Source organism: Streptomyces sp. NA04227 (assembly GCF_013364195.1).
GTDB lineage: Bacteria > Actinomycetota > Actinomycetes > Streptomycetales > Streptomycetaceae > Streptomyces.
This window is the reverse complement of record NZ_CP054918.1, coordinates 2,700,586-2,724,376: the sequence shown is the minus strand read 5'-3', so window position 1 is coordinate 2,724,376 and position 23,791 is coordinate 2,700,586. Positions and strand designations below refer to the sequence as shown.

16 protein-coding genes are annotated in these 23,791 nt (G+C 69.9%); 14 read left to right on the top strand and 2 right to left on the bottom strand.

What is annotated here, in order from left to right:
- The first annotated feature begins 507 nt into the window (after positions 1–507).
- Both HUT18_RS11400 and HUT18_RS11395 read left to right on the top strand, forming a co-directional pair.
- Complete coding sequence (locus HUT18_RS11400; protein WP_176100108.1) at positions 508–4,788, top strand: trypsin-like peptidase domain-containing protein; 4,281 nt, start codon at positions 508–510, stop codon at positions 4,786–4,788.
- A gap of 114 nt (positions 4,789–4,902) precedes the next feature.
- Complete coding sequence (locus tag HUT18_RS11395; RefSeq protein ID WP_176100106.1) at positions 4,903–5,265, top strand: CU044_2847 family protein; 363 nt, start codon at positions 4,903–4,905, stop codon at positions 5,263–5,265.
- Between the two features lie 69 nt (positions 5,266–5,334).
- Here the strand turns inward: HUT18_RS11395 and HUT18_RS11390 are convergent, their stop codons facing one another.
- Positions 5,335–6,288 carry a helix-turn-helix domain-containing protein gene (locus HUT18_RS11390; RefSeq protein ID WP_176100104.1) on the bottom strand — a complete coding sequence of 318 codons (954 nt, stop codon included), beginning with the start codon at positions 6,286–6,288 and terminating at the stop codon, positions 5,335–5,337.
- Positions 6,289–6,861: 573 nt separating this feature from the next.
- Here HUT18_RS11390 and HUT18_RS11385 point away from each other — a divergent pair.
- From HUT18_RS11385 to HUT18_RS11335, 11 genes are all read left to right on the top strand, one after another.
- Positions 6,862–7,752, top strand: coding sequence for an alpha/beta fold hydrolase (locus tag HUT18_RS11385; RefSeq protein WP_176100103.1), 891 nt, complete (start codon positions 6,862–6,864; stop codon positions 7,750–7,752).
- A 78-nt stretch (positions 7,753–7,830) separates the two neighbouring features.
- Positions 7,831–8,979 carry an SDR family oxidoreductase gene (locus HUT18_RS11380; protein ID WP_176100101.1) on the top strand — a complete coding sequence of 383 codons (1,149 nt, stop codon included), beginning with the start codon at positions 7,831–7,833 and terminating at the stop codon, positions 8,977–8,979.
- A 115-nt stretch (positions 8,980–9,094) separates the two neighbouring features.
- On the top strand, positions 9,095–9,385 hold the full coding sequence (locus tag HUT18_RS11375; protein ID WP_176100099.1) for an acyl carrier protein: 291 nt from the start codon (positions 9,095–9,097) through the stop codon (positions 9,383–9,385).
- Positions 9,382–10,938, top strand: coding sequence for a class I adenylate-forming enzyme family protein (locus tag HUT18_RS11370; RefSeq protein WP_176100097.1), 1,557 nt, complete (start codon positions 9,382–9,384; stop codon positions 10,936–10,938). The genes HUT18_RS11375 and HUT18_RS11370 overlap by 4 nt, the downstream gene beginning before the upstream one ends.
- A gap of 14 nt (positions 10,939–10,952) precedes the next feature.
- Positions 10,953–11,963: a transglutaminase domain-containing protein gene (locus tag HUT18_RS11365; protein WP_176100095.1), complete on the top strand. Its 1,011-nt coding sequence runs from the start codon at positions 10,953–10,955 to the stop codon at positions 11,961–11,963.
- A gap of 59 nt (positions 11,964–12,022) precedes the next feature.
- The gene (locus tag HUT18_RS11360; protein WP_176100094.1) at positions 12,023–14,275 is read left to right on the top strand and encodes an MMPL family transporter; all 2,253 of its coding nucleotides are present in this window, start codon (positions 12,023–12,025) and stop codon (positions 14,273–14,275) included.
- Between the two features lie 162 nt (positions 14,276–14,437).
- Positions 14,438–14,701: an acyl carrier protein gene (locus HUT18_RS11355; protein WP_176100092.1), complete on the top strand. Its 264-nt coding sequence runs from the start codon at positions 14,438–14,440 to the stop codon at positions 14,699–14,701.
- Between the two features lies 1 nt (position 14,702).
- A complete protein-coding gene (locus HUT18_RS11350) occupies positions 14,703–16,250 on the top strand; it encodes a class I adenylate-forming enzyme family protein (protein WP_176100090.1) in 1,548 nt (515 codons plus the stop codon).
- Between the two features lie 7 nt (positions 16,251–16,257).
- Positions 16,258–17,907, top strand: a complete 1,650-nt coding sequence (locus HUT18_RS11345) for an FAD-dependent monooxygenase (RefSeq protein ID WP_176100088.1) — start codon at positions 16,258–16,260, stop codon at positions 17,905–17,907.
- Positions 17,908–17,970: 63 nt separating this feature from the next.
- On the top strand, positions 17,971–20,181 hold the full coding sequence (locus HUT18_RS11340) for an anthranilate synthase component I (RefSeq protein WP_176100086.1): 2,211 nt from the start codon (positions 17,971–17,973) through the stop codon (positions 20,179–20,181).
- A complete protein-coding gene (locus HUT18_RS11335) occupies positions 20,178–20,975 on the top strand; it encodes a 4'-phosphopantetheinyl transferase superfamily protein (protein ID WP_176100084.1) in 798 nt (265 codons plus the stop codon). Before HUT18_RS11340 ends, HUT18_RS11335 begins: the two co-directional genes overlap by 4 nt.
- A gap of 196 nt (positions 20,976–21,171) precedes the next feature.
- Here the strand turns inward: HUT18_RS11335 and HUT18_RS11330 are convergent, their stop codons facing one another.
- Positions 21,172–21,699, bottom strand: coding sequence for an RNA polymerase sigma factor (locus HUT18_RS11330; protein WP_254878532.1), 528 nt, complete (start codon positions 21,697–21,699; stop codon positions 21,172–21,174).
- 732 nt (positions 21,700–22,431) lie between these two features.
- Between HUT18_RS11330 and HUT18_RS11325 the strand changes: the two genes are divergently transcribed.
- Positions 22,432–23,592, top strand: coding sequence for a LuxR C-terminal-related transcriptional regulator (locus HUT18_RS11325; protein WP_176100080.1), 1,161 nt, complete (start codon positions 22,432–22,434; stop codon positions 23,590–23,592).
- Positions 23,593–23,791 lie beyond the last annotated feature (199 nt).

Here is a 23,791-nt window from a genome sequence, read left to right as displayed (position 1 = left end):
TCGGCCGTGGTTGATCGTTGAATTTCCGGCCGCCCCGGCAAGAGAGCCCACGGCGGGCAGCGGCCCTGGCCATGCTCCGCAAGCAACCAGGGCACATGGGGGCCCGGCGCCATCTGGTGTCGGGCTTCCGCGCGTTCGGGGGCGGGTGCGCGGGACGGTGCGCCAACCCGTGCGCCATTGGCGCACGGATCGCCCCCTGAATCGGGTTGGTCCGGGGTAGCTCGGGTCAGGGCGGGCCGATTCGCCAAGGTCAGAGCATCGCCGCAGGTCAGAGAGTGCGGCGGGTCCGTTTCAAGTCCGGTTCCGGGCACTTCCACCTCCACCGCATCGCCATCTGATCGGGCGGCCCGCCAGGTCGGCGACATGCTTCTGCTCCTGCCTTCCACGTCCCCGCGCGGGAGCTCCGATCACCTCGACACGCTGCGCAACCCCCTTGTTGTGCACAGCCGTTGAGCCGGAGATGCTGGCATGTCACGTCCTTTGCAACGTGGTGGCGATGGGGATTTCATGACTTCCGTACGGGTGAACGTCCTTGAGTCTTCACAGGTGCGGATCCGCTCCGCTGCCGGTGAAGTGGTCGGCGCCGGTTTCCTCATCGCCTCGGATGTGGTGTGCACCTGCGCGCATGTCATAGCCAGGGCCCTCGGGATGCCCAACGGGGCGGAGCGGGCGCCGAACGAGCCCGTAACCCTCGACTTTCCGCTGTTGGGCCATCGCCCCTCGGTGCGAGCGACCGTGGTGTCCTGGCGTCGCGGCGGGGCGGATGTGGCGCTGCTGCGGCTCGATGCGGCCGTTGAGGGTGCTCGCCCGGTGCCGCTCGTCGACGGAACCGACGTCTGGGGGCACACGTTTCGGGCGCTCGGCTATCCGTCCGGCGCCGACGGCGGCGTGTGGTCCTCGGGCACGCTGCGGGCCGGGCAGGGCTCGGGCTGGGTGCAGATGGAGGCGCAGGAGCCGGGGCCGCGGATCGCGGGAGGTTTCAGCGGGGCGCCGGTCTGGGACGACGTACAGGACGGCGTGGTCGGGATGACGGTCACCGCGCACCGGGGCGAGAGCACCGCGTATCTGCTGCCGTCGGCCGAACTGGTCGACGAGCAGACGCTGAGGTCGCGCTGCCCGTTCCAGGGGCTCAAGGCGTTCTCCGAGGGCGCCGCGGAGTTCTTCCACGGCCGTGACAGCGCCACCGCCCGTGTGCACACGGCCGTCTGCGGACGGCCGGTGACGCTGCTGGTGGGGCCCTCGGGGTGCGGGAAGTCGTCCCTCGTACGGGCAGGGATACTGCCCCGGCTGCGAGCCGAGGGCATGAGCGTGTCCGAACTGCGTCCTGTGCCCGGTGCTCGGCCTTCCGCGGTGCTGGCGCGTGCGCTGACAGGGATCCTGGCCCCGGGCGTCGAAGGGATCGAACGGCTCGCCCGAGCCGAGGAGCTGGCCGGGTTGCTGGAGACCGCCGATGATCTCCCGGCCGAGTTGCGCGGCCAGGTCCTCGCCCGCTCGGACGGCGCCGGGCACGTCCTCTTCGTCGACCAGTTCGAGGAGTACGCGGCAGCCGGACCGGTCGCCGCGCGCGACCTGTTCGAGTTGCTCACCGCGCTGGCCGGCCAGGACGGCGAGAAGACGCTGCGGGTTGTCGCCACCGCACGGGCCGATTCCCTCGACGCGCTCGTCACGGCCGTCACCTCCGACCTGGTCAGCGACTGCGTGCAGTTCCTCGCCCCGTTGGCCGGTGACGACCTGGAACAAGCCGTGACCGCGCCTGTCGACGCTGTGCCGGGGCTGTGGTTCGAGCCGGGTTTGCCCGAGCGGATCGTCGCGGACGCGGGCGCGGAGCCCGGACGGATGCCGCTGGTCCAGTTCGCCCTGACCGAGCTGTGGAACCGCCGCACCCGCTCGATGCTCACCCACGCCGCCTACGACGCGATGGGCGGCGTCGCGGGTGCCCTCGTCGGTTACGCCGACGACGCCGTTGCCCGGCTCACCCGAACCCAACAGGACTGTGCCTGGCGGCTGTTCGTTCAGTTGGCCCGTCCCGGTGACGGTGACTCCTTCTCGCGCAGGCCTGTCCGCACGGCCGATCTCGCACCCGAACTCCGTGCTGTGGCAGGGGAACTGGCCCTCGGCAAACTCGTTGTCCTCTCCCATGCCGCGGGCGGCGGGGAGACCGAGGAGATCGTCGACCTGGCGCACGAGGCACTGACGCGACTCTGGCCGACTCTGAGGCAACGGCTCGCCGACTCCCGTGACTTCCGGGTCTGGCAGGAGCAGTTACGGGACGACCTGCGCCGCTGGCGGACGCAGAACCGTGAGCCGGCCCGACTGCTGAGCGGTACCGACCTGGAGAAGGCCGACCGCACGTTGATGGGGCACTCCTTGGACATCTCCGACGAGGAGCGCCGGTACATCCAGCTCAGCCGTCGGCACTCCCGACGGGGTACCCGTCTGCGGCAGGCCACGGTCGGGACGCTGGCCGTGCTCATGGTGACCGCGTTCGTCCTGGCGCTGACCACCTTCCAGAGCCTGAGGCGCACCGAGCAGCACCTGCGTGCGCAGGCCGCGGGCCTGCTCGCCCAAGCAGCCGAAGACCGTCCGCTCAGCGACCCCACCACCGCGTTGCAACTCGCTCTGGCCGGGTGGAAGACCAAGCAGACCGACGAGACCCGCCAGGCACTGCTGACCCAGTACACACGGGGGCAGTACCTCGTGGGCAGCTACCCGTCGCTGTGGCGGGGGCGCTACGCCGGCATGGACGCAACACCGGACGGGCGCACCCTCTTCGTCCGGTCGAAGACGTCGGGTGCCCGGTTGACGATCACGGTGGTCACGGGAGCCCTCGACGGAAAGCCCCGGACCCAGAAGCTTGGCGGGGTCCCCGAAGGGGATCTGCTGACGGCGGCAAGCTCGGACGGACGCTACTTCGCGGCGATCGCCGACCCCGGGAGCGGTGTGCGGCTGTGGCGCCTGAGCGACCCGAAGCATCCTCGCGTACTGGACCACACCGACCGCAGGCTTCCCGAGAAGCCCGGCGGGCACCTGGACTTCAGCGGCGACGGAACGAGGCTGCTGCTCACGACGGACGACAACTCCGGGCCGTGCTACAACACCCCCGAGAAGTGCTCTCCCGCCTTCGCCGAGGTATGGCAGACGTCCTCGGGCGCGCCCATCCGTACCGCCGAGGAGCTGCTGCCCGACCGGGGGCTGTCGCAGGCTGCCTTCACTTCAGACCGTGACACGGTCGCGATCGTCAGAAGCACGCGGAAGCAAGGCAAGCGCACCTGGCACATCGAGCTCAAGGACCTGGCAACCGGCCGGGTGAGGGACCGGTTCACCCCGAGCACCTCCGGCGACTACAACGACTTGGAACTCCGGGCCGGTGGTGAGGTCTTGCTCACGCGTGAAGTGGACGCCTCCGCTGCCGACCCCTCCGCCTCGGCCACGTACACCCGCACGCTGCGCCGTACGGTCGGCCGGGAGACCCGGCTCTCTCCGGCCGACTCCACTGCGGACGCCAACAACTACGGCGTGAGCACCGATATCGACGGGCCGGAGGACGGCGGCTACAGCGAAGTTCGTCTGACCGACCTGCACTCCGGGCAGAGCTATCGCACTCGTCTGCCGACCGCGGGTGGCATGGGCGCCCCTTCGCTCGCGGCAGCACCGCGAGGCAGTGGCGAACTTACCGTCCTTGTGCCGGTGGGCACAGCGCTGATGGCGGTGCGGGCCGAAGCAGCCGGTGGTGAGGAGTTCAGGGGAGAGGGCGACGGCGAGACTTTCTCCGTGTCACCCGACGGGCGCTTCATCGCCCGCGTCTCGGGCACGCATCTCGAAGTTCTCGACGTCCCCCGGAGACGCCACACGCAGGTGCCGTTCCCGGAATCCGGCGGAAGCCGGGTGGGAGTGTGGACCGCCGACTCCCAGCGCATCGTGGTGTGGCAAGAAGGAGGAAACCTCTACCGCTCGTTTCCCGTCTCGGACCTGAACGACAGCGTGTCACTCGTCAACGCGGCTCCGCAGGCCCAGGAACTCGACGACGTGGCCCCCCTGGAGGGCAGCGAGATCGCCCTGCTGACGAAGGACGGCTCACTCACCCGTGTCGACGCGGCCGACGGGACCCTGCTCACGCGGCCGTTCCTGGCCCACCCCGGCCCCAACTCCGTGGACAATCCCGCCCGTGGGCTTTCTATCTCCTACAGGGGCCAGCTACTCGCCCGCCCCGGACACCCGGGACAGGTCGTCGTGGCCACCGCGGAGGGAAGCCACAACGGCCAGATGCTGCTCTGGGACGTTCCCGGCCGACGGCGCCTCGCCTCCCTGACCGGATCGGCCCTCTACGTGCCGTTCACCTCCGCTACCCGCGTGCGGTCCTTCGCCTTCGACGCGGACGGCGCACACCTCGCCGTGACCGTCGATGGCGTACAGGTCGAGGTGTGGAATGTGGATCGCAAGAAGCGACTGACGGTCGGCGCACCCGACGTTTCGGGCTACCTCGTCGGCTTCGGCCCCGGCGGCACTGTCGTCACGCACGACTACATGAAGGACACGGTCCAGTTCCACCGCCTGACACGCGGCAATACCGACCCTCCGCTGAAGGTGCTTGTGAACGGTGGTGAAACGGCGATGATCTCGGTACGCGGCAACAGACTGACAGTGGACTCCTACTCTGTGAGCCAGACCCTCGACCTGGACCCCGACACCCAGTTCCGCACCCTGTGCGCAGCCGCAGGACGCGACTACACCGCAGCCGAACGTGAGCTGCTTCCGGAGGGGACGCCGTCGAAGCCGCCCTGCGCCTGACGGTCGTACGACCGCTGCACGGCGCGCGGTGCCCGCCCACCGCACTGCCACGAACCTGTAACCGAGTTGCTCCCGGCCCGGCCCGCCGTATGTTTCTTCCGCACAATTCTGCTCATGACCGGTTCACAGGAGTTCCGTCTCGACGACGCCACAACAGTTCGGTTCCTGCTCGCGGAGGAGGACCGGTCCGCCCAGGAGCGCGAGGACTCCTCGGACGCCATGGGCCCGCTCGACCCCGTGGCCCGGCGCGGGCAGGCCGTCGCCGATGTCGCTGTCGCCGTGCTGCGCACCACGCTCCAACCGCTCGGCCCCGTGATCCAAGAGGTGCACGATGCGGTGACGGCCGGACCCACGCCACCCGCCGAGGTGACCGTCACCTTCGGAGTGCAGCTCGGGCAGGACCTGAAACTGGGCATCGTCAACGGCAACGGCCAGGCCCATCTGACGGTCACCGCCACCTGGAAGCCGGAGGCGTAGCCCGGTTCGCGCAGAGCCGCGGGGAGGGCGCCGGCCGGCGCGTTCGGCGGGCCCGCCCGCCAGGTCCCCCTACCGCCCCTGCCGATAGTCGCTCGGCGACATCCCGTACTCGGCCCGGAACGCCCGGCTGAACTGCGCCGCGCCAAAGCCCCAGCGGGCGCCGATGAGGTGCAGGGGTTCGCCGCGCAGCCGGGGGTCGGCCAGGTCGCGACGACAGGACTCCAGGCGCTGGGAGCGGATCCAGGAGGCGACGGTGAGGCCCTGGTCCTGGAAGAGGCGGTGCAGGTAGCGGGTGGATATGTGGTGCGCGGAGGCTATGGAGCCCGGGGTCAGGTCCGGGTCGGCCAGGTGGCTCTGGACGAAGTCCTGGATCTGGCGGATCAGCGCGGTGCGGTGGGACTCCGGCGGCACCGCCGAGTCGGTGTCGCTGTGGTGGCCGAGCAGCACGGTCAGCAGGTCCACCAGGACGGTGCCCAGATGGGCGGCCGAGGTGGGGCGGTACTGGGTGGTGTCCGAGCGCAGTTCGGTGAGGAACTTGGTGAGCAGGCCGCCCGCGCCCTCCTGGCCGGGCATGCGCGTCGCGATGAGGCGTTCGGTGCGGTGGGCGGGCAACGGCACCAGGGCGCGCGGGACATGGAGGGCCATGACGGTGTTCTGCTCGCTGGTCGTCCAGGCGCGGAACGGTCGCGAGGTGTCGTAGATCGTCAGGTCGTAGGCGTCCAACGGGGTTTGTCGGCCGGACTGTTCGAGGCCCGCGCTGCCGCTGAGGATGAAGGCGAGCAGAAGCTGTTCCGGGTCGGACTGCAGGATGAGCTTGGGGTCCCGGTGGGACTCCACGGGCGCGAGGGTCACCTCGGACAGTTGTACGGCGCCGAGCTCCATCAGCTTCATGCTCGCCCCGAAGTCCTCGGTGCGCTCACTTTGCAGACGCGTGGGCATCCACAACTCGTCGGAGCTCGCGTTCCAGCGGACGAACCGTTCCCCTTCGGGTAGCTCGTCGCCGTGAAACACCGTCTGCATCATCCGGAAATTCCCCCGTTGTTCCCGCGTGAGTGGCTTGTCCTTGCGCGGAGATCAGTGAAGGCGCTGTGCTCCAACGTCTCATACCGGCGGGCCGGATGCTTAGTGGCTTTGACCTTGCTCACGATTGCCGCCGGGGCGGGGGCGGGCGGCGCGTTCAGGGAGTCCGCGGCGACGCCCCGCGGCTCGTCCGCGCCCGCTCGCACTCCCTCGCACTCCCTCGTACTCCGGTGACGTCGGTCACGTCGGGGTGCATCCGGAGCCACCCGCTCCGGGGCCCTGGGGAACCCCAAGTCGAGGGGGTCGGTGAGGAGTTGCGCAGGACAGGCGGATGGCCTCCGACAGCGGGGTTTCCCGGTTCATGCCCTGTTCACGGGTACTTGACGACCTTGGCCCCGGCAGTTGTCCGGACGGGGGCGCCGCGAGACCGGCGGCGCCTCGCGCTGTGACGAGCACCTCGTTCGGCCATGGAGTGTGAGGCCGATCGGGCGTCACTTCTCTTAAGGACGCCGTGAACCGATCCTCGGCCATCCATCCCGACACCGCTCACTCACAGACACACCCAAGGAGAGTCCCATGGCGGACCAGGAATTCGGGCAGCTCGACGTCCGTTACCTCAACCACGCCGCGCTCGCGCTTCCCGGCGGCGGCGAGCTCTACTACGAGGACAGCGGTGAGGGCCCGGCAGTCACCCTGCTGAACAACTTCTACATCGTCAGCCCGATCTGGCGTAACTTCACCGGCGAGCTGGCCAAGGACTTCCGTCTGGTCCACTTCGACCTGCGCAACCAGGGTGCCTCCAACCCCGGTTCGGAGCCGGTCTCCTTCCTGGACCACGTCGAGGACCTCCGCCGTCTGCTCGACCACCTGGAGATCGAGAAGACCTACCTGGTCGGCACCTCCATCTCCACGCTGATCGCCCGTGAGTTCACGCTCCGCTACCCGGAGCGCGTCGCCGGTCTGACGCTGGTGGGCCCGGCCTTCTCGCCCAACGGTTCGCTGCGCCGCAAGCTCGTCAGCCGCTCCTGGCTCGCCAGCCTGGAGGCCGGTGGCACCAAGCGGCTCTTCGACCACCTGTACCCGCTGGTCTTCCCGGACCAGATGATCCACCAGGGTGGTACGGCCGCCTACCTGGCCCTCAAGGACAACTTCCTGTCCCTGCTGTCCGTCAGCTCCATCCGCGAGAACCTCCTCGCCTCCCTCGACGTCGACGACGACCCGGAGGCGCTGTCCACGATCACCACCCCGACGCTGATCATCAACGGCGACGGCGACTTCGCCTGGAGCGAGTCGGTGACCCAGGACGCCCTGGACCGCATCCCCAACAGCCGCGCGGTCACCCTGCCCCGTGCGGGCCACGTGCCGTTCTTCGACGACCCCGACGGTTTCCAGAAGGCGGTCGGCGACTTCGTCCGCGAGCTGGAGGCCAAGAACTCCACCGTTCCGGCCGCCGCCAACGCCGGCTGAGTCCGCCCCAGGCCGGGTCAGGGCTTTGACTCACTCACCGCACGTACGCACCGCTCACCACGTTGGAGAGAAGCACTCATGACGACACGTCTGTTGACCGGGGTCACCGGCTTCGTCGGCGGAGCCATAGTTCTGGAGCTCCTCGACCGGACCGAGGAACCGATCTACGCACTGGTCCGCGGCAAGAACGACGACGACGCGCAGCAGCGCCTGCACGACGCGCTGATCGGCATGGCGGAGGGCTACGACCGCGCCGATCTGAAGGACGCGATCGTCAGCCGGACCAAGGCCATCCGCGGTGACATGACGGTGGACGGCTGTGGCGCCGACGTCTCGCAGCTTCCCCAGATCGACGAGCTGTGGCACTCCGCCGCCTCGCTGCGCTACGAGGAGGAGTACCGCGAGGAGATCGAGGACCAGAACGTCGGCGGTACGACCAACGTCCTGGCCCTGGCCCGCACCCTCGGCGTGAAGACGTTCAACTACGTCAGCACCGCCTACACCGCGGGTTCGCGCGTCGGTGAGATCACCGAGGCCAGCTCCCACGACGTCGAGGTGGCGAACAACTGCTACGAGGAAACAAAGATCAAGGCCGAGCGCCTGGTCGAGGCCGCCGCCTCCGAAATGCGCATCCGGATCCTGCGTCCGACCATTGTGATCGGGCACAGCGTGACCCGCCACGGCCTCAACTGGTCGGGCATGTACGGCTTCGCGCGCCAGATGTTCGTCTTCAAGAAGCACGCCGCGCGCAAGCTCGGCACCTTCCTGTCGCACGCCCGGATCCGCCTGCTCGCCGAGCCGGACACCATCCTCAACCTGGTCCCGGTCGACTTCGTGGCCCGCAACGCGGTCACCGTCGCGCTGTCGGACTCGCCCGAGACCTACTTCCACCTCGGCAACTCGGCCGGTCCCACGGTCCGCGACACGGTCAAGCTCATCACCGACCTGGTCGGTCTGCGTGAGCCGCTGTGGGAGAGCGACACGGACGGCTTCACCGCCATCGACGAGCAGCTCGACAGCGGGATGACCTTCTACCGCTCGTACATGCACTACGACAAGAAGTTCGACCTCAGCAACACCGAGAGTGTCTGCGGCGAGGGCTCCACCTACGCGCCGATGACGCGCGAGGACCTGGAGGGCTACCTCCTGTACTACATGCGCGGCACGCTGCGCGGCTTCGACGAGAACGCCGGCACCGGCCGGGTTCTCCACGAAACCGCGGCCTGATCACGGCACCGGCGGCCGCGCCCGGCTCGGCGCGGCCGCCCGGTGCACGTCCCCACCCAGAGCCAGCCCGATCCCCAGAGCCTGCGCTGTGCTGCGGGCCGTCACCGGAGGAAACATGTACGACAACACGGCGGTCGCGACCGAACTGCGTGGCCTGTTGGAAAGCGTCGTCGGGACCAAGCTGCCGCTGGACGAGCCGGGCGCCCGCACGGTTTCGCTGTGGAACCTGGGTCTGACCTCGGCCGCGTTCATGCGTCTGCTCGCCGAGGTCGAGGACGGCTTCGGCGTCGAGTGGGACCTGGACGACTCCTCCGACGCGGTCTCGTCCTTCGACGCGCTGGTCGAGCACGTCGCCAAGAACGCCAAGCGTCTGCCCAGCGGGGCCGCGGCGGGTGAGGCGCGATGAGCGGCCGTATCCGCCCCCATCTGGCGCTGGCCACCGCCCCGCACGAGGCGGCCCGCCGCCACGGCCGGGTGCCGCTGCACCTGGACCGTCCGCTGGACCTGTTCCCGGACGCGGGCACCGAACTCGACTACACCAGCTTCGCCGAACTCGTGGACCGCGCGGCCGGGCTTTTGACCGGTGCCGGAATCACCGCGGGCCAGCGCGTCATGCTGGTGCAGCAGCCCAACTTCAACACCCCGCTGCTCGTCTTCGCCTGCGCCCGGATCGGCGCCGTGCCGGTGCCCGTGCACGCCGCCGTGGGCGCCGAGCCGTTCGGTGTGATGGCCGAGCGTGCCGAGGCCGCCGCGCTGATCACCGACGCCGCCACCGAGGCCGCCGGCGTGCTGGACAACGTGCCGCTGTCGACGCCGCGTTGGTACGTCGGCGAGAGCGGCGAGCACGGCCGTTCGCTCCTGGACGTGACCGCCGGGGAACTGCCCCCGCTTCTCGCCCCGGCCAAGGACACCCCGCAGCTGGTCACGCACAGCTCCGGCACCACCGGTGTGCCCAAGCTGGTCCTGCACACCGTGGACAGCTTCTCCGGACACGCCAAGCCGCAGGTCTTCATCGGCAAGCTGCTGCGCGTCAACTACCCGTACCTGCTGTGCCTTTCGCCCGTGCACGCCCGCACCATGTCCGGGCTGCTCGCGGTGTTCTCGCTCGGCCTGGAGCTCGGCTTCCTCACCGACCCCGAGCCGGACAACGCGGTCGCGATGCTGAAGAAGCTGAGGCCCGGCCTGGTCGAGACGGTGCCCAACGCCTTCATCCGCTGGGAGGAGATCGCCGAGCAGCAGCCCGAACTCTTCGCCGATGTGCGGATGTTCGTGAGCTCCTTCGACGCGGCCCACCCGCGCACCATCAACACCCTCCTGAAGGCCGCCCACCCCAAGGCCCGCTACATGCAGGCCTACGGGCAGACCGAGACCGGTCCCATCACGGTCAAGGTCCACCGCCTGAAGATGAAGTGCGAGGACGGGCGCTGCGTGGGCCGCCCCGTCATCGGCCACACCAAGGTGCGCATCACCGACGAGAACGGCCACGGCCAGGTCCCGCGCGAGACGGCGGGTCCGATCTTCGCCCGCTCCTCCGGGGTCACCCCCAGCTACCTGGGCACCCCCGACCAGCGTGTGGAGGGCTGGTGGGCCATGGGCGACTGGGGCGTCATCAGCAAGCGCGGCTGCCTGCACCTGTACGACCGGATCGTGGACCGCAGCGGCGACGTGGACAGCCTGCTGGCCACCGAGGACGAGATCCTCGAAAGCCTGCCGCAGCTCACCGAGGCCGTGCTCATCTCGGTCGAGGGCTCGCTTCCGGTGCCGCTGGTGTGCACCCGCCGCGACGCCCCGCTGGACATGGACGCCTGGCGCAAGGCCGTGGCGGACATGCCCGCCCTGGCCGACCCCGTGCAGTGCCGCTGGGACGACATCCCGCACACGGCCACCTGGAAGGTCAAGCGCCTCGAAGTCGCCCGCAGGCTCGCCGCGGGCGAACTGGTCCAGCTCACCGAGCGCTGAGAGGAGAACAGCAGATGACGACCGCATCCACCGCGGGCGGCGACCGCGCGGCACAGCTCAGGGCGAGCTGGCTGTCCGCCGTCGAGCGCCTGGTGCCGGTACCCGACAAGTACCGCGAGGCCAAGCTGGGCCTGGCCGAGGCCTGCCGTGAACTCAGCGTCGACCAGGCGCTGTTGGAGGAACTCGTCGCCGCGGGCCTGCCCGCCGACGAGACCCCCGAGGGGCTTCGCTTCGACTATCACGACGTGATGAACCTCGGCCTGCGCTCCGGCACCGGCCGCTCGCTGGCCGAGCTCGGCGAGCGCCAGTGCATGCGGATGGCCGCGGGCGACCCCGAGAAGTGGCTGGAGAAGCGCACCTGGCGCATCCGGCTGACCGCCTCGTGCACCAACGAGGACTGCACCTCCTGCACCATCGAGCCCCGACCGGCCGTCCCGGAGCCGGAGTTGCTCGGTGGAACGCTCATCGAATGGCAACCCTCCAACGACAACGACACCGAGCCGGGCTCCATGGTGGCCGTGCTCGCCACCGTCGGAGCGCGCGACACCCCCCGCAGCGACGTGGTCCGGCAGATCCACGACGACCTGTACGGCTCGCTGCTCTCGGGCGAGTACCAGTACGGCTGGCTGCCCGCGGGACTGCGCGAGCGCCCGGCCGAGGCCGCCGCGGCCGGGGCCTTCGACTGTGTCATCGCCGCCTGGCAGATGCGCACTTGGGCCGAGCAGGCGGGGCTTGAGGCCCGTACCCGCCGCGGTTTCCTGCTCGGACTCGTCGGTGTCGAGCACGCCTGGACCGAGGTCCTGGAGGAGGACCGCTGGCTGCCGCTCGACCCGGTGCTGGCGTTCCTGGCCCAGCGGCACAAGGCGAGCAATCCCGATTTCGGCGATTTCAGCCGAGGTTCCGTACACAACCGGCTGCTTGCCTGGGGCCGGTCCATCGAGGAGCCCCTGGCCGACCACAATTGCCCTGCGGGCGGACGCAGTCGCGTCGACTGCAGGCAACTACCGAGCCCCACTGTGGTCTGACGGACAGACACACCTGAGGGGCCACCCCCGCCCCGAAACCCTCCGGGAGGAACCACCCCATGTTCAACAAGCTGGCTGCGCTGGCCACCGGACGCAGGAAGCTGGTGCTCATATTGAGCCTGCTTTTCTGCGTCGTGGCCGGTGGCGTGGGCGGCACCGTCGCCACGAAGCTGTCATCCGGCGGCTACGAGGTACCGGGCGCCGAATCCACCGAAGCGCGCGACACCCTCAGTGACAAGTTCGGCACCGGTGAGCCGAACCTGGTGATGCTGGTGAAGACGCCCGGCGGCGCCGACAAGGCGGAAACCGTCAAGAAGGGCACCGAGCTCACCAAGAAGCTCGGCACCGAAGAGGGCGTCGCTGAAGCCGCCTCGTACTGGACCCTGGGGCAGACCCCCTCGCTGCGCGGCAAGGACAGCGACTCCGCGCTGGTCCTCGCCCACCTCAAGGGCAACGAGGACGAGGTCGAGGACTACCTGGACAAGCTCCTCCCGCACTACGAGGACGGCTTCGAGGGCCTGGAGATCCAGTTCGGCGGCCGGGCCGAGGCCTACCGTGAGCTCAACGAGCAGACCCAGAAGGACCTGCTGCTCGCCGAGATGCTGGTCATCCCCTTCACGCTGCTGCTGCTGATCTTCATCTTCCGCGGCGTGATCGCGGCGCTGCTGCCGCTCGCGCTGGGCATCGTCTCCATCATCGGCACCTACGCGGTACTGACAGTCCTGGTCGAAGTGACCGACGTGTCGGTGTTCGCCAACAACATGACAACAGGCTTGGGGCTGGGCCTGGGTATCGACTACAGCCTCTTCATCGTCGCGAGGTACCGAGAGGAACTCGGCAAGGGCCACAGCGTCGAAGAGGCGATCGGGATCAGCCTGCGCACCGCGGGCCGTACCGTGCTCTACTCGGCGATCACCGTGGCGCTCTCGCTGTCCGCGCTGCTGCTGTTCCCGATGTACTTCCTCAAGTCCTTCGCGTACGCCGGTATCGCCGTGGTGGCCTTCGCCGCGCTCGCCGCGCTGGTGCTGCTGCCCGCGCTGCTCGCCTGGATCGGGCTGCGCATCAACAAGTGGTCCTGGAACAAGAACAAGTCCAACGTGCCGGTGGAGAACGGCTTCTGGCACCGCCTGGCCACCCTGGTCATGCGCCGCCCGCTGCCGCTGGCCACCGCCGTCATCGCGCTGCTGCTGTTCCTGGGCACCCCGTTCCTCAACATCAGCCTCAACCTGGCCGACGAGCGGACGCTGCCCAAGGACGCCGAGGCGCACAAGGTCAACACCACGCTCTCGCAGGACTATTCGGCCCGCGAGATGGAACCGCTCATGGTCGTCGCCGAGAAGGTCGGCGGCAGCCCCGAGGACAAGACCCAGGACATCGGCGCCTATGCCGAGCAGCTGTCCAAGCTCGAAAACGTCGCCCGGGTCGACGCGTTCACCGGAACCTACGTCGGCGGCAAGCAGGTCGCCCCGGCCAGCGACCTGAGCAAGCGCTACGCCAACGACAGCGGCACCTGGATGTCGATCGTGCCCGAGGTCGGCTCCTTCTCCGACGAGGGCCAGGACCTGGTCCGCGACGTACGGGACGCCAAGGCACCCTTCGACGTCGAGGTCGGCGGCACCGGACCGTCCTTCCGGGACACCATGGACTCGCTGACCGAGAAGATGCCGTGGAGCCTCGGCCTCATCGCGCTCAGCACCTTCATCCTGCTGTTCCTGCTCACCGGCAGCCTGGTGATGCCGGTCAAGGCAGTGGTCCTGAACCTGCTCAGCCTCAGTGCCACCTTCGGCGCCATGGTCTGGATCTTCCAGGACGGGCACATGCAGTGGCTGGTCGGTGACTTCGCCCTCACCGGCGGCATCGTCGCCACCACCCCGATCATGCTGTTCTGCCTGTCCTTCGGTCTGTCGATGGACTACGAGGTGTTCCTGCTCTCCCGGATCAAGGAGGAGTACGACCGCACCGGCGACAACACCAGCTCCGTGGCCCGCGGTCTGGAGCGCACCGGTGGCCTGGTCACCGCGGCCGCCGCGCTGATCGCGCTGGTCTTCATCTCCTTCCTGGTCTCCGGCATCACGTACATGAAGCTGCTCGGCCTCGGCCTGGCACTCGCCGTGATCATGGACGCCACGCTCATCCGAGGCATCCTCGTGCCCGCGTTCATGCGGGTCGCCGGACGCTTCAACTGGTGGGCACCGGCTCCGCTGGCCAAGCTGCACGCCAAGTACGGCCTGAAGGAAGGCGACGACGAGCCCGCCTTGGCCACCGCCGGTGCGGGCGCGGCCAAGGCCGAGTCCTCCGAGGTCGGCAGCTAGCTCCACCCCGTATTTCGCGCCGGCGAGCCCCGCATCGGCTCGCGGGGCTCGCCGGCGCCCCCACTCGTAGCACCACCGTTTGGCAGCACAACTGCCTCGCAGCACCACCGCTTCACGGAAACACCGCCTGGTAGAACCACCACGCAACCGCAAGGGGAAGTAATGAGCGACCAGCTGACTCCGGGCCACCGTCTGCTGCTGGAGTTCCTCGACATGCCGGAACTCCTCGAGGGAATCGAGCGCGACGCCGACCTGACGTCGGCGGGCCTCAACTCGGGCGACCTCATCCGGCTCGCCCTCGCCATCGAGGAGCAGACCGGCAGCCCGCTGGAGGACGACGAACTCACCGCGCTGCACACCCTGGACGGCATCGACCAGGTGCTCACCGCACGCGGCGCCACCGCCACCGCCGAGGGGGCGAGCTGACATGTGGATGGCCCACTTCATCACCCGCAACCGCCAACTGCGCCCCGACGCAATGGCGCTCGCGGACGCGGACCGTCAGGTCACCTGGCGTGAGCTCGACGAGCGCACCGACTCCCTGGCCACCGCGCTGGTCGACCGCGGCCTGGCCAAGGGCGACCGGATCGCCGTCAGCTCCCCGAACCGCATCGAGGTTCTGGAGCTGTACATCGCGGCGGCCAAGGCCGGTGTCATCGTCTGCCCCGTCAACCACTCCTTCCCGGCCCCCGAGGTCGAGCACGTCGTCGGCAACTCCGGCCCGCTCGGCGTCTTCGCCGAGCAGTCCGTGCTCGACCGGCTCGGCGCGTCCTTCGGCGAGGCCTGGCAGATCGCCCTGGACTCCCCGGCGTACGAGGAGATGGCCTCCGTCCCGGCCCGGCGGCTCCCGCTGCCGCTGCAGGACGACATCTTCGCCATCCTGCACACCTCGGCCACCACCGGCCGGGCCAAGGGCGTGGTGGTCACCCACCGCTCCATCTCCGCCTGCTACACCGCGCTCGCCGCCGAGGCCTCCTTCGGCCCGGACGACGTCATGATCAACCCGTGCCCGCTGTTCCACGGCAGCACCGTCATCGGCCTGGCGCTGCTCGCCGCCGGTGGCGCGCTCGTCCTGCACCGGGAGTTCCAGCCGCAGCGCTTCCTCGCCGACACCGAGAAGTACCGCGCCACGCGCGCCTTCCTGGTGCCCTCGATGGTCCGCTTCGCGATGCGCGCCAAGGCGTTCGAGACCACCGACCTGTCCAGCCTGAACGAGATCATGTTCGGCGGCGCGCCGATCACCGAAGAGCTGCTGCGCGAGTCGCTGGACCGCTTCCCCTGCCACTTCCGCAACATCTACGGCATCACCGAGGGCGGCGGCCCCATCGCCACCACCGTCTTCAACGCACCCGCCGAGGGCGTCGAGGACCCCACCTGGGAGCTGCGGCTGCGCACCGCGGGCCACATGCTGCCCGGCTGCCACATCGAGGTACAGGACAAGACCGGCGCCCGGGTGCCCGACGGCGAGATCGGCGAGGTCTGCGTCCGCGGCGACGGCATGATGCTGCGCTACTGGAACAACCCCGAGGCCACCGAGGGCAGCATCCGCGACGGCTGGCTGCGCACCGGTGACGTCGGCTACGCGGACGCCGAGGGCTACATCTTCCTCGTCGACCGCCTCAACGACGTCCTCATCCGCGGCGGGCAGAACGTCTACCCGGCCGAGATCGAGCGCGTCATCTCCGGCGTGCCGGGCGTCCAGGACGTCGCGGTCGTCGGCGTGCCCGACGAGGAGTGGGGCGAGGTCCCGATCGCCTTCGTGGCCACCGGCGAACAGCCGCCCACCAAGGCCGTCCTGGTCAAGACCTGCGTCGCCGAACTGGCCAGCTACAAGCGGCCGGTGCGCTACGAGTTCATCGAGGAGATCCCGCGCAGCGCCGCCGGGAAGATCCTCCGCCGCGTACTGCGCGACGGCCTGGCCGAGGAGAAGTCCAAGGCCGCCGCCGCCGAACCCGCCCGCGCACAGGGAGCGTGAGAACCACATGCGAGTCGCTTGCATAGGCGGCGGCCCCGGCGGGCTGATGCTGGCCCTGCTGCTGCGCCGCCTCGGCGGCCACCACGTCGACGTCTACGAGCGCAGCCCGGCCGGTGCCACCTACGGCTTCGGGGTGGTCTTCTCCCGGCTGAGCCTGGCCCGGCTGCGCCGCGCCGCGCCCGACGTGGTCTCCGCCCTCGTGGACAACGGCGCCCGCTGGGACGACGTCGTGGTCAGCCGCGACGGCGAGACCAGCCGCTCCTCCGGCCACGGCTACGCCGCCGTGGAGCGCAGGACCCTGCTCACCACCCTGTACCGCCTCGCCGAAGAGGCGGGCGCGGGGCTGCACTTCGACTCCCAGGCGGACGCCGCCGACCTGCTCGAGCGCTACGACGTGGTGGTCGCCGCGGACGGCGCGGGCAGCCGGACCCGGGGCGCCTTCGCCGACCAGCTCGGCGCCAAGGTCGCCACCCGCGCGGGCCGTTACGCCTGGTTCGGTGTGGACCGCGCCTTCGACGCCATGACCTTCCTGTTCGCGGACAGCGCGCACGGCCCGCTGGGCGCGCACGTGTACCCGTACACCGAGGACCGCAGCACCTTCCTGGTCGAACTCGGCGAGAAGGCCTGGCAGTCGGCCGGGTTCATCGACGGGCACACCCAGGCTCCCGGCTGGAACGACCAGCAGGCGATGGACTTCTGTGCCGAGGTCTTCGCGGACGATCTGGGGGGTGCCAAGCTGCTCGGCAACGGCTCGCGCTGGCTGAGCTTCCCGCAGATCAGCGCCGAGCGCTGGTCCTCGGGCCGCCTGGTCGCCCTCGGCGACGCCGTGCACACCGCCCACTTCTCCGTCGGCTCGGGCACCACCATGGCGCTTGAGGACGCGGCCGAACTGGCCCGCCAGCTCGCCCGGGTCCCCGAGATCACCGTGCGCGAGGCGTTCGCCGCGTACGAGAGCGCCCGCCGCCCCGTGGTGGAGGGCATCCAGCTCGCCGCCTGGGCGAGCCTGCGGATGTGGGAGCACCCGCAGGAGCACCGGGACCTGGACGTCGGCACCCTGATGCTGCGTCTGCTCACCCGCACCGGGCAGTCCCCGGCCGACCTGCTGCTGCGGCTGGACCGCGGGCTGCCGGAGGCCACCGGACTGCCGCTCACGCCCAAGCCCGAGGGCCCGGTGCCCGCCCTGGTGGGCACCGGCGATCCGGCCGGACCCGAGGACGTCCTCCTGGTGGCGGGGCCCGGCACCGCCGAGTCCCTCGCGCCGGACGACCACAAGGGCCCTGTCGTCGTCGAACTTCCCTCCGTGGACGCGGACTTGGAAGGCGTGGCCGAACTGGTCCGCGCCCTGCGCGACACCCGCCCGGACACCCCGGTCGGCGTGCTCCTGCGCGCTCCCGAGCCCGTCGAGGAACCCGTACGGCAGCTTGTCGCCGCCGTCATCGAGCTGGCCGACGCCGTCCCGCTCGACGTGGTCGCGGTGGCCGCGGGCCAGAGCCCGCCGGTCGAGAACCGCACGGCACAGATGGTGCTCGCCGAGCGGCTGGGGGCCGCCGGGCTGCGCACCGCGTACGTCTGCGGTCCGGGCGAGCTGAGCCAGGGCTGGACCCATGTGCAGGCCCGCCGGACCGATGCCGTCTGGACCGCCGCCACCGCCGTCTGAAGGCCCACGGGCCGCCTGTCCCCTGTCACCGGGAGCGTTCCCGGGTGTGAAAGGAGCTGTGGGATGACCTGGCTTACAACGGTTCTGGCCCGGCCGGAGAAGGCTGTGGAGACCGGCCGGTGGACCACACCGGCCGGAGTGGAGATCGTCCGTACCACCGAGCGGGTCGGCAGCGCCTTCGCCACCCGGGCCGCCCTGGAGGCGGCGATCGACCAGCGGCGGGGCATGCTGCTCTTCCGCGGTTCCGACAAGATCGTCGGCTACACCGACCCGCCGCTGGAGATCACCACCAGCGGCAGCGTCGTGGAGCTCAAGGCCCTCAACGACCGCGGCCGGGTGCTGCTGCCCGCACTGCGCACGCTCTTCGCCGTCTCGCCGGACACCGTCGAGGCGGACGGGGACCGCGTCCGTATCCACAGCGCGCCGCCCGCCGAGGGCTTCGCCGAGGAGGACCGCACCCGGCAGGTCGGCGTCTTCGCCGCCATCCGCTCCATCGTGCGCGGCCTCAGGGTCCCCGACGACCCGCACCTGGGTCTGTACGGGGCGTTCGGCTACGACCTGATCTTCCAGGTGGACCCCGTCGAACTGCGGCACCCGCGGCCCGCCACGGACCGGGACATGGTGCTGCACCTGCCGGACACCGTGTACGAGCTCGACCTGCCGCGCGAGGAAGCGGTCTGCCACCGCTACGAGTTCACCGTCGGCGGACTGCGCACCGAGGGACTGGACCGCTCCACCCCGGCCCGTCCCTTCGTGCCCGGCCGCGTGCCGGAGCGCGACCGCGACCACGCACCGGGCGAGTACGCCGAGGTGGTGCAGTCGGCCATGCCGCTGTTCCAGTCCGGCGAACTGTTCGAGGCCGTACCCAGCCAGGTGTTCCGGCGGGCCGCCAACCGCACCCCGGCCCAGCTCTTCCGCCGGCTCAGGGAGCTCAACCCGGCCCCGCACAGCCTGCTGATGAACCTCGCCGAGGGCGAGTACCTGGTCGGCGCCTCCCCGGAGATGTTCGTCAAGGTCCGCCCGCGCGGCGACCGCAACCTGGTCGAGACCTCGCCGATCAGCGGCACCATCAGCCGGGGCCGCAACGCCCTGGAGGACGCCGACCGCATCCGTACGCTCCTCAACTCCGGCAAGGACGAGAACGAGCTGACGATGTGCACGGACGTGGACCGCAACGACAAGTCGCGCGTCTGCGTCCCCGGCACCGTGCGCGTCACCGCGCGCCGCCGGATCGAGATGTACTCCGCGCTCATCCACACCGTGGACCGGGTCGAGGGCGAACTGCGCCCCGAACTCGACGCCCTGGACGCCTTCATGGCCCATCTGTGGGCGGTCACCGTCACCGGCGCGCCCAAGCTCGCGGCGGTGGAGTTCATCGAGAAGCACGAGCGTTCGCCGCGGCGCTGGTACGGCGGCGCGGTCGGGCAGATCGGCTTCGACGGCACCCTGGACACCGTCCTGACCCTGCGCACCATCCATCTGCGCGACCAGGTCGCCGAGGTACGCGCCGGGGCCACCCTGCTGTTCGACTCCAGCCCCGAGGCGGAGGAGAAGGAGACCGAGCTCAAGGCGCAGGCCATGCTCGCGGTCCTGGACGAGCCGCTGCTGCGCGAGAACATGCGGGTCACCGTGCGCGAACGGCCCGGCAACGGGCGCCGGGTGCTGCTCGTGGACCACCGCGACTCCTTCGTGCACTGCCTGGCCGGGTACTTCCGGGAGACCGGTGCGCGGGTGGACACCTACCGCAGCGGCGGTCATCTGCGCCTCATCGAGGAGCAGCGGCCCGATCTCGTGGTGCTCTCGCCGGGACCCGGCCGCCCCTCCGACTTCGGCACCGCCGCTACGCTGGCCGAGGCCGAGCGGCTCGGCATACCCGCCTTCGGCGTCTGCCTCGGTCTGCAGGGCATCGTCGAGTACCTCGGCGGCGAGCTCCAGACGCTGCCCGCGCCCATGCACGGCAAGCCGTCCCGGGTGGTGCGCACCACCGCGGGCACCGAGGATTCCGTACTGCTCAACGGGCTGCCGGACTCCTTCGAGGTCGGCCGCTACCACTCCCTGTACGCGACGCCCGGCAGCCTGCCCAAGGATCTGACGGTCACCGCGCAGACCGAGGACGGCCGGGTGGCGATGGCCGTGGAGGCGCCCGAACGCGGCTTCGCCGCCGTGCAGTTCCACCCCGAATCGATCATGACGGACGCCGAGGTGATCGGCCGGGCCGTGGTGAGCAACGCGGTCACCAGGCTGCGCCGGCCGTCGGGCGGGGCCGCGCGATGACAACGGGGGCACCCGCCACCGAGGGCGCCCCGTGGGTCGACCCGGCGGCAGTCGCCGCACTGTTCGACCCGGTCGTGGTGGTCGCCCAGGCGCACGTCGGGGAGCTCGCGTTCAGCGAGCTCCCGGCGCCCGCCCGCGACCGGATGACCGGGTTCACGGTGCCCTTGCGGCGCCGTACCTACACCGCGGGCCGGCTCGCGGCGGCCCGCGCCACGGCCGCCGTCACCGGCCTGCCGCAGTGGCTCGGCGCCGACGAGCACGGCATCCCCGCGTGGCCCGTGGGCACCTGGGGTTCGCTCAGCCACACCAACGAGATCGCCCTGTGCGTCACCAGCGTCGCCCCCGACACCGGGCTCGGCGTGGACATCGAACCGCTCGACTCGGCGGGGGAGTTGCACGCGGCGGTGCGGTACGTGTGCACGCCCGCCGAGCGTGAGCGGGTCGCCGCCTCGGCCCGGCCGGCCGAGGCGGTCCTGCGGGTGTTCTGCGCCAAGGAAGCCCTCTACAAGGCGCTTCCGGCCAGGGACCAGCGCGGCCTGTCGATGCGCTCGGTGGAACTGGACTGGTCCGAACCCGCGGCCCCCTACGCCCCCTCGACCCTGGTCGCCGTGACCGGACCGGCCCCCGGCGCCGAGGCACGCTGCGCCGTGATCGGCACCCACATGGTGGCGGCGGTGACCCTGCCGTCCACCGGACTCAGCCGTGGCCGCCCGCACCCGGGCGCCTCGGGCCAATCCGGCGCGCGGGGCGGGAAGTTGGCCGACGCACAGCGGGCGGACCCACAGCCCGCCTGAGACCGGATCCGGCCCGCACCCTGGTCAGGGCAGGGGGCGGCGCCGGTCCGCCGACGGTCGTACCCGGACGAGTGACGTACGGGGCGCCCGGGGCAGCCGTAAATACCGGTCGAGCGGAATGATGAATTCAGGTCGAGCGAGAGTGAATTTCAAGCCGAATTTCAAGCCGACTTCAGGCCGCACGGCGAGCCGCGTGTCAAGCCGAGCGTGGCCGCCAGGCGTCCTGGAAATTGCGTCGCGCGCGGAACAGCCGGGACCGTACCGTGCCGACCGGCAGTTCGAGGACCGCGGCCATCTCCCGCTCCTCCATTCCGTACACGGCGTGAAGGGTGAGTACCTGCCGATGATGATCAGGCAATCGGTCCATGACGTCCGAGATGTCGACGGACACCGACTGGTCGGTGTGCTGCGGCAGTTCGGCCAGTTCGTCGGTGGTGCTCTGGCTGAGTCTTTTCGACGTACGCAGGGCGACCCGCACGGTCACCGAACGAACCCAGCCGTAAAAGGCGCCCGGTTCGCGGAGTGCGGGTATTCCCCGGAATATCGCGAGCATCGCCTCCTGGGCCGCGTCGGCGCTGTGACCATGTGCGATGGGCAGACAGAGCCGCCGGACGAAGGGATTGATGTGTTCGAGCAGTTCGTTCATGGCCTGCTGGTCACCGGCCTGTGCGCGCGGCAACAGAGCCGTGATGTTTCCGACACCCGGGTCTTCAGCCTTACTCACTTTGAGCGTGCTCCTGAACTTTGCGTTGTCCAATAGCTCGTAAAACCGGGTTATTGGCCACCCGCACGACATGACGAATGGTCATCGAGGCGTGCGGGTGTTAAGCGGCGCACACGGGGCGTCAGACAAACGCCCGGAGCAGCCACGGATCAACGTGTTCCATCCCCCATGCTGAACAGCGAGTTAAAAAGTCGCGTAAGAGACAGCGCCACTGCGTGGTCGCCGACAAACCCCCCGGTTCGATCCGCGTTCTCTCACCTTATGGAGGCCGCAAATGCGGAAGCTGCCCCTCCTCCTGCTGAGAACCGGTCATGGCAGAACTGCGCCACGCAATGTTTTTGCTGCCACTTGTCCGTAATGCAGTCATTGGCCTTGGCGTTTCCAGCCGGTCCGGCGGATTGTTTCCTGGTTGGTCCGGCGGTTGTTGGCAGGCTCCGCGGCGCTTCTTTGTCCGGCGTTCGCGTGGCCCGTCGGCGCCGAAAGGGCCCGGAGAACGGATGATCTTCGCAGGTCAGCGGCGCTTGTGAGCCCCCGCGCGGCCGCCGGGCAGCCATGCCGCCGAAACACCCGGTTCATCGCGATCCGTTGTCAGGGGCTGACGCACGGTGATTTGGCTCTCAATGGTCAGGTGTCCCTGCGCCGAACGGCCACCCCGTGCCAAGCTCTCCCCTTGAGCGGTCGTATACGGGGGACTTGTTCGTGGTACCTGTGGAAGGGCCCCTCCGGGGCCGGATGTCCGAGGCATCGAAGCTGGCCATCTATCTGGAACTGATGGCGCGGGGTGAGGCCGATTCGGCCGTCTTCGCGGCGGAGTTAGGGCTTTCGCCGGCCGAGGCGGAGGGCGCCTGGTCGTCCCTGGAGTCGCTCGGCCTGCTGCGCCGACTGCGCCAGAGCCAGGGCCAGCCGCAGAGCCACAGCCAGAACCACAGCCAGAACCACGGTCAGCCGCAGGGTCACGGCCAGGCCCCCGGTCACGGCGGTCCGCCGAGCCTGGAGAGTGCCAGGAGCGAGACGGGGCAGCTCATCCCGGTCTCGCCGGAAGCGGCCCTGCTGCGCGTACTGCGCCACCACCGCAGCCTGACCACGCACTACCTGCGCGAGTCCCGGGACCTGGAACGGGCCCTGGAAGCCCTCATCGACGTCTATCTGCCCGCGGCCACCGCCACCCGCTCCGAGGTCAGGATGAGCATCGCCTCGGGCCCGGGTGAACTGCGCCAGGCGGTACGCGATCTCTTCGAGTCCGCCCAGGAGACCGTCTCCGTCATGCACGACGGTCCCACCCCGTCGCTGCTTGAGCTGCGGCGCAGCCTCAACGAGGACCGCTATCTGACCGATCGCGGAATCCGCGTACGGCGTCTGCACCTCCAGCGGCACGCGCTCTCCACGGACGCGGTGGTCCACTTCGAGGCGGCCCTGGAGTCCGGCGTCGAGGTACGCCTGGCGCCGGTCGTACCGATGTACATGTTCATCGCCGACACGAGCATGGCCGTGCTCCCGCTGGCACCCGACGAACCCGAGGAGGGCATGGCGGTGCTCCGGGGCGCGACCCTGGTGCGCTCACCGCTGGCCCTGTACGAACACCTCTGGCAGCAGGCGACGCCGTTCACGCCGGGGGTGCCGGGCCGGGACCAGGTGGAGCTGACGGAGGAACAGATCGCGATCGTCCGGATGCTCGCGGAGGGCGTCAAGGACGGCAAGATCGCCCGGAGCCTCGGCATCTCGGTGCGGACCGTCAGCCGCAAGATCTCCGACCTCATGCACCACCTGGGCGTGAGCAGCCGGTTCGCGGCCGGTGCTCGCGCCGCGCAACTGGGCCTGCTCGACCCGCGGTCCGAGAGCACGCCCGACGACAACAAGACCGGCAACCACCCGGAGGAACTCCTGGGCGCCTGACACCGGACGTGCTGTGCGCCACCGCCGCGCGCCACGGCGGAAACCGGGCCGCGGAATCCGGTGGTGGACAGCCCGTCCGGTTCGCCCTCTCCTCGCGTACGGTGGAGTCCGGTTCGGCTCTGCGCGAGAGGCGGGTCCCCCTCCCGAGTGGGGGAAGATCCTCCCCAAGCAGTAGAGTCAGACTTTTGCCTACCCATTA

What these genes read in the sequence shown, in the direction of transcription:
- HUT18_RS11400 (WP_176100108.1), top strand. Translation starts at nt 508, where the DNA reads ATGACTTCCGTACGGGTGAACGTCCTTGAGTCTTCACAGGTGCGGATC.
- HUT18_RS11395 (WP_176100106.1), top strand. Translation starts at nt 4,903, where the DNA reads ATGACCGGTTCACAGGAGTTCCGTCTCGACGACGCCACAACAGTTCGG.
- HUT18_RS11390 (WP_176100104.1), bottom strand. Translation starts at nt 6,288, where the DNA reads ATGATGCAGACGGTGTTTCACGGCGACGAGCTACCCGAAGGGGAACGG.
- HUT18_RS11385 (WP_176100103.1), top strand. Translation starts at nt 6,862, where the DNA reads ATGGCGGACCAGGAATTCGGGCAGCTCGACGTCCGTTACCTCAACCAC.
- HUT18_RS11380 (WP_176100101.1), top strand. Translation starts at nt 7,831, where the DNA reads ATGACGACACGTCTGTTGACCGGGGTCACCGGCTTCGTCGGCGGAGCC.
- HUT18_RS11375 (WP_176100099.1), top strand. Translation starts at nt 9,095, where the DNA reads ATGTACGACAACACGGCGGTCGCGACCGAACTGCGTGGCCTGTTGGAA.
- HUT18_RS11370 (WP_176100097.1), top strand. Translation starts at nt 9,382, where the DNA reads ATGAGCGGCCGTATCCGCCCCCATCTGGCGCTGGCCACCGCCCCGCAC.
- HUT18_RS11365 (WP_176100095.1), top strand. Translation starts at nt 10,953, where the DNA reads ATGACGACCGCATCCACCGCGGGCGGCGACCGCGCGGCACAGCTCAGG.
- HUT18_RS11360 (WP_176100094.1), top strand. Translation starts at nt 12,023, where the DNA reads ATGTTCAACAAGCTGGCTGCGCTGGCCACCGGACGCAGGAAGCTGGTG.
- HUT18_RS11355 (WP_176100092.1), top strand. Translation starts at nt 14,438, where the DNA reads ATGAGCGACCAGCTGACTCCGGGCCACCGTCTGCTGCTGGAGTTCCTC.
- HUT18_RS11350 (WP_176100090.1), top strand. Translation starts at nt 14,703, where the DNA reads ATGTGGATGGCCCACTTCATCACCCGCAACCGCCAACTGCGCCCCGAC.
- HUT18_RS11345 (WP_176100088.1), top strand. Translation starts at nt 16,258, where the DNA reads ATGCGAGTCGCTTGCATAGGCGGCGGCCCCGGCGGGCTGATGCTGGCC.
- HUT18_RS11340 (WP_176100086.1), top strand. Translation starts at nt 17,971, where the DNA reads ATGACCTGGCTTACAACGGTTCTGGCCCGGCCGGAGAAGGCTGTGGAG.
- HUT18_RS11335 (WP_176100084.1), top strand. Translation starts at nt 20,178, where the DNA reads ATGACAACGGGGGCACCCGCCACCGAGGGCGCCCCGTGGGTCGACCCG.
- HUT18_RS11325 (WP_176100080.1), top strand. Translation starts at nt 22,432, where the DNA reads ATGTCCGAGGCATCGAAGCTGGCCATCTATCTGGAACTGATGGCGCGG.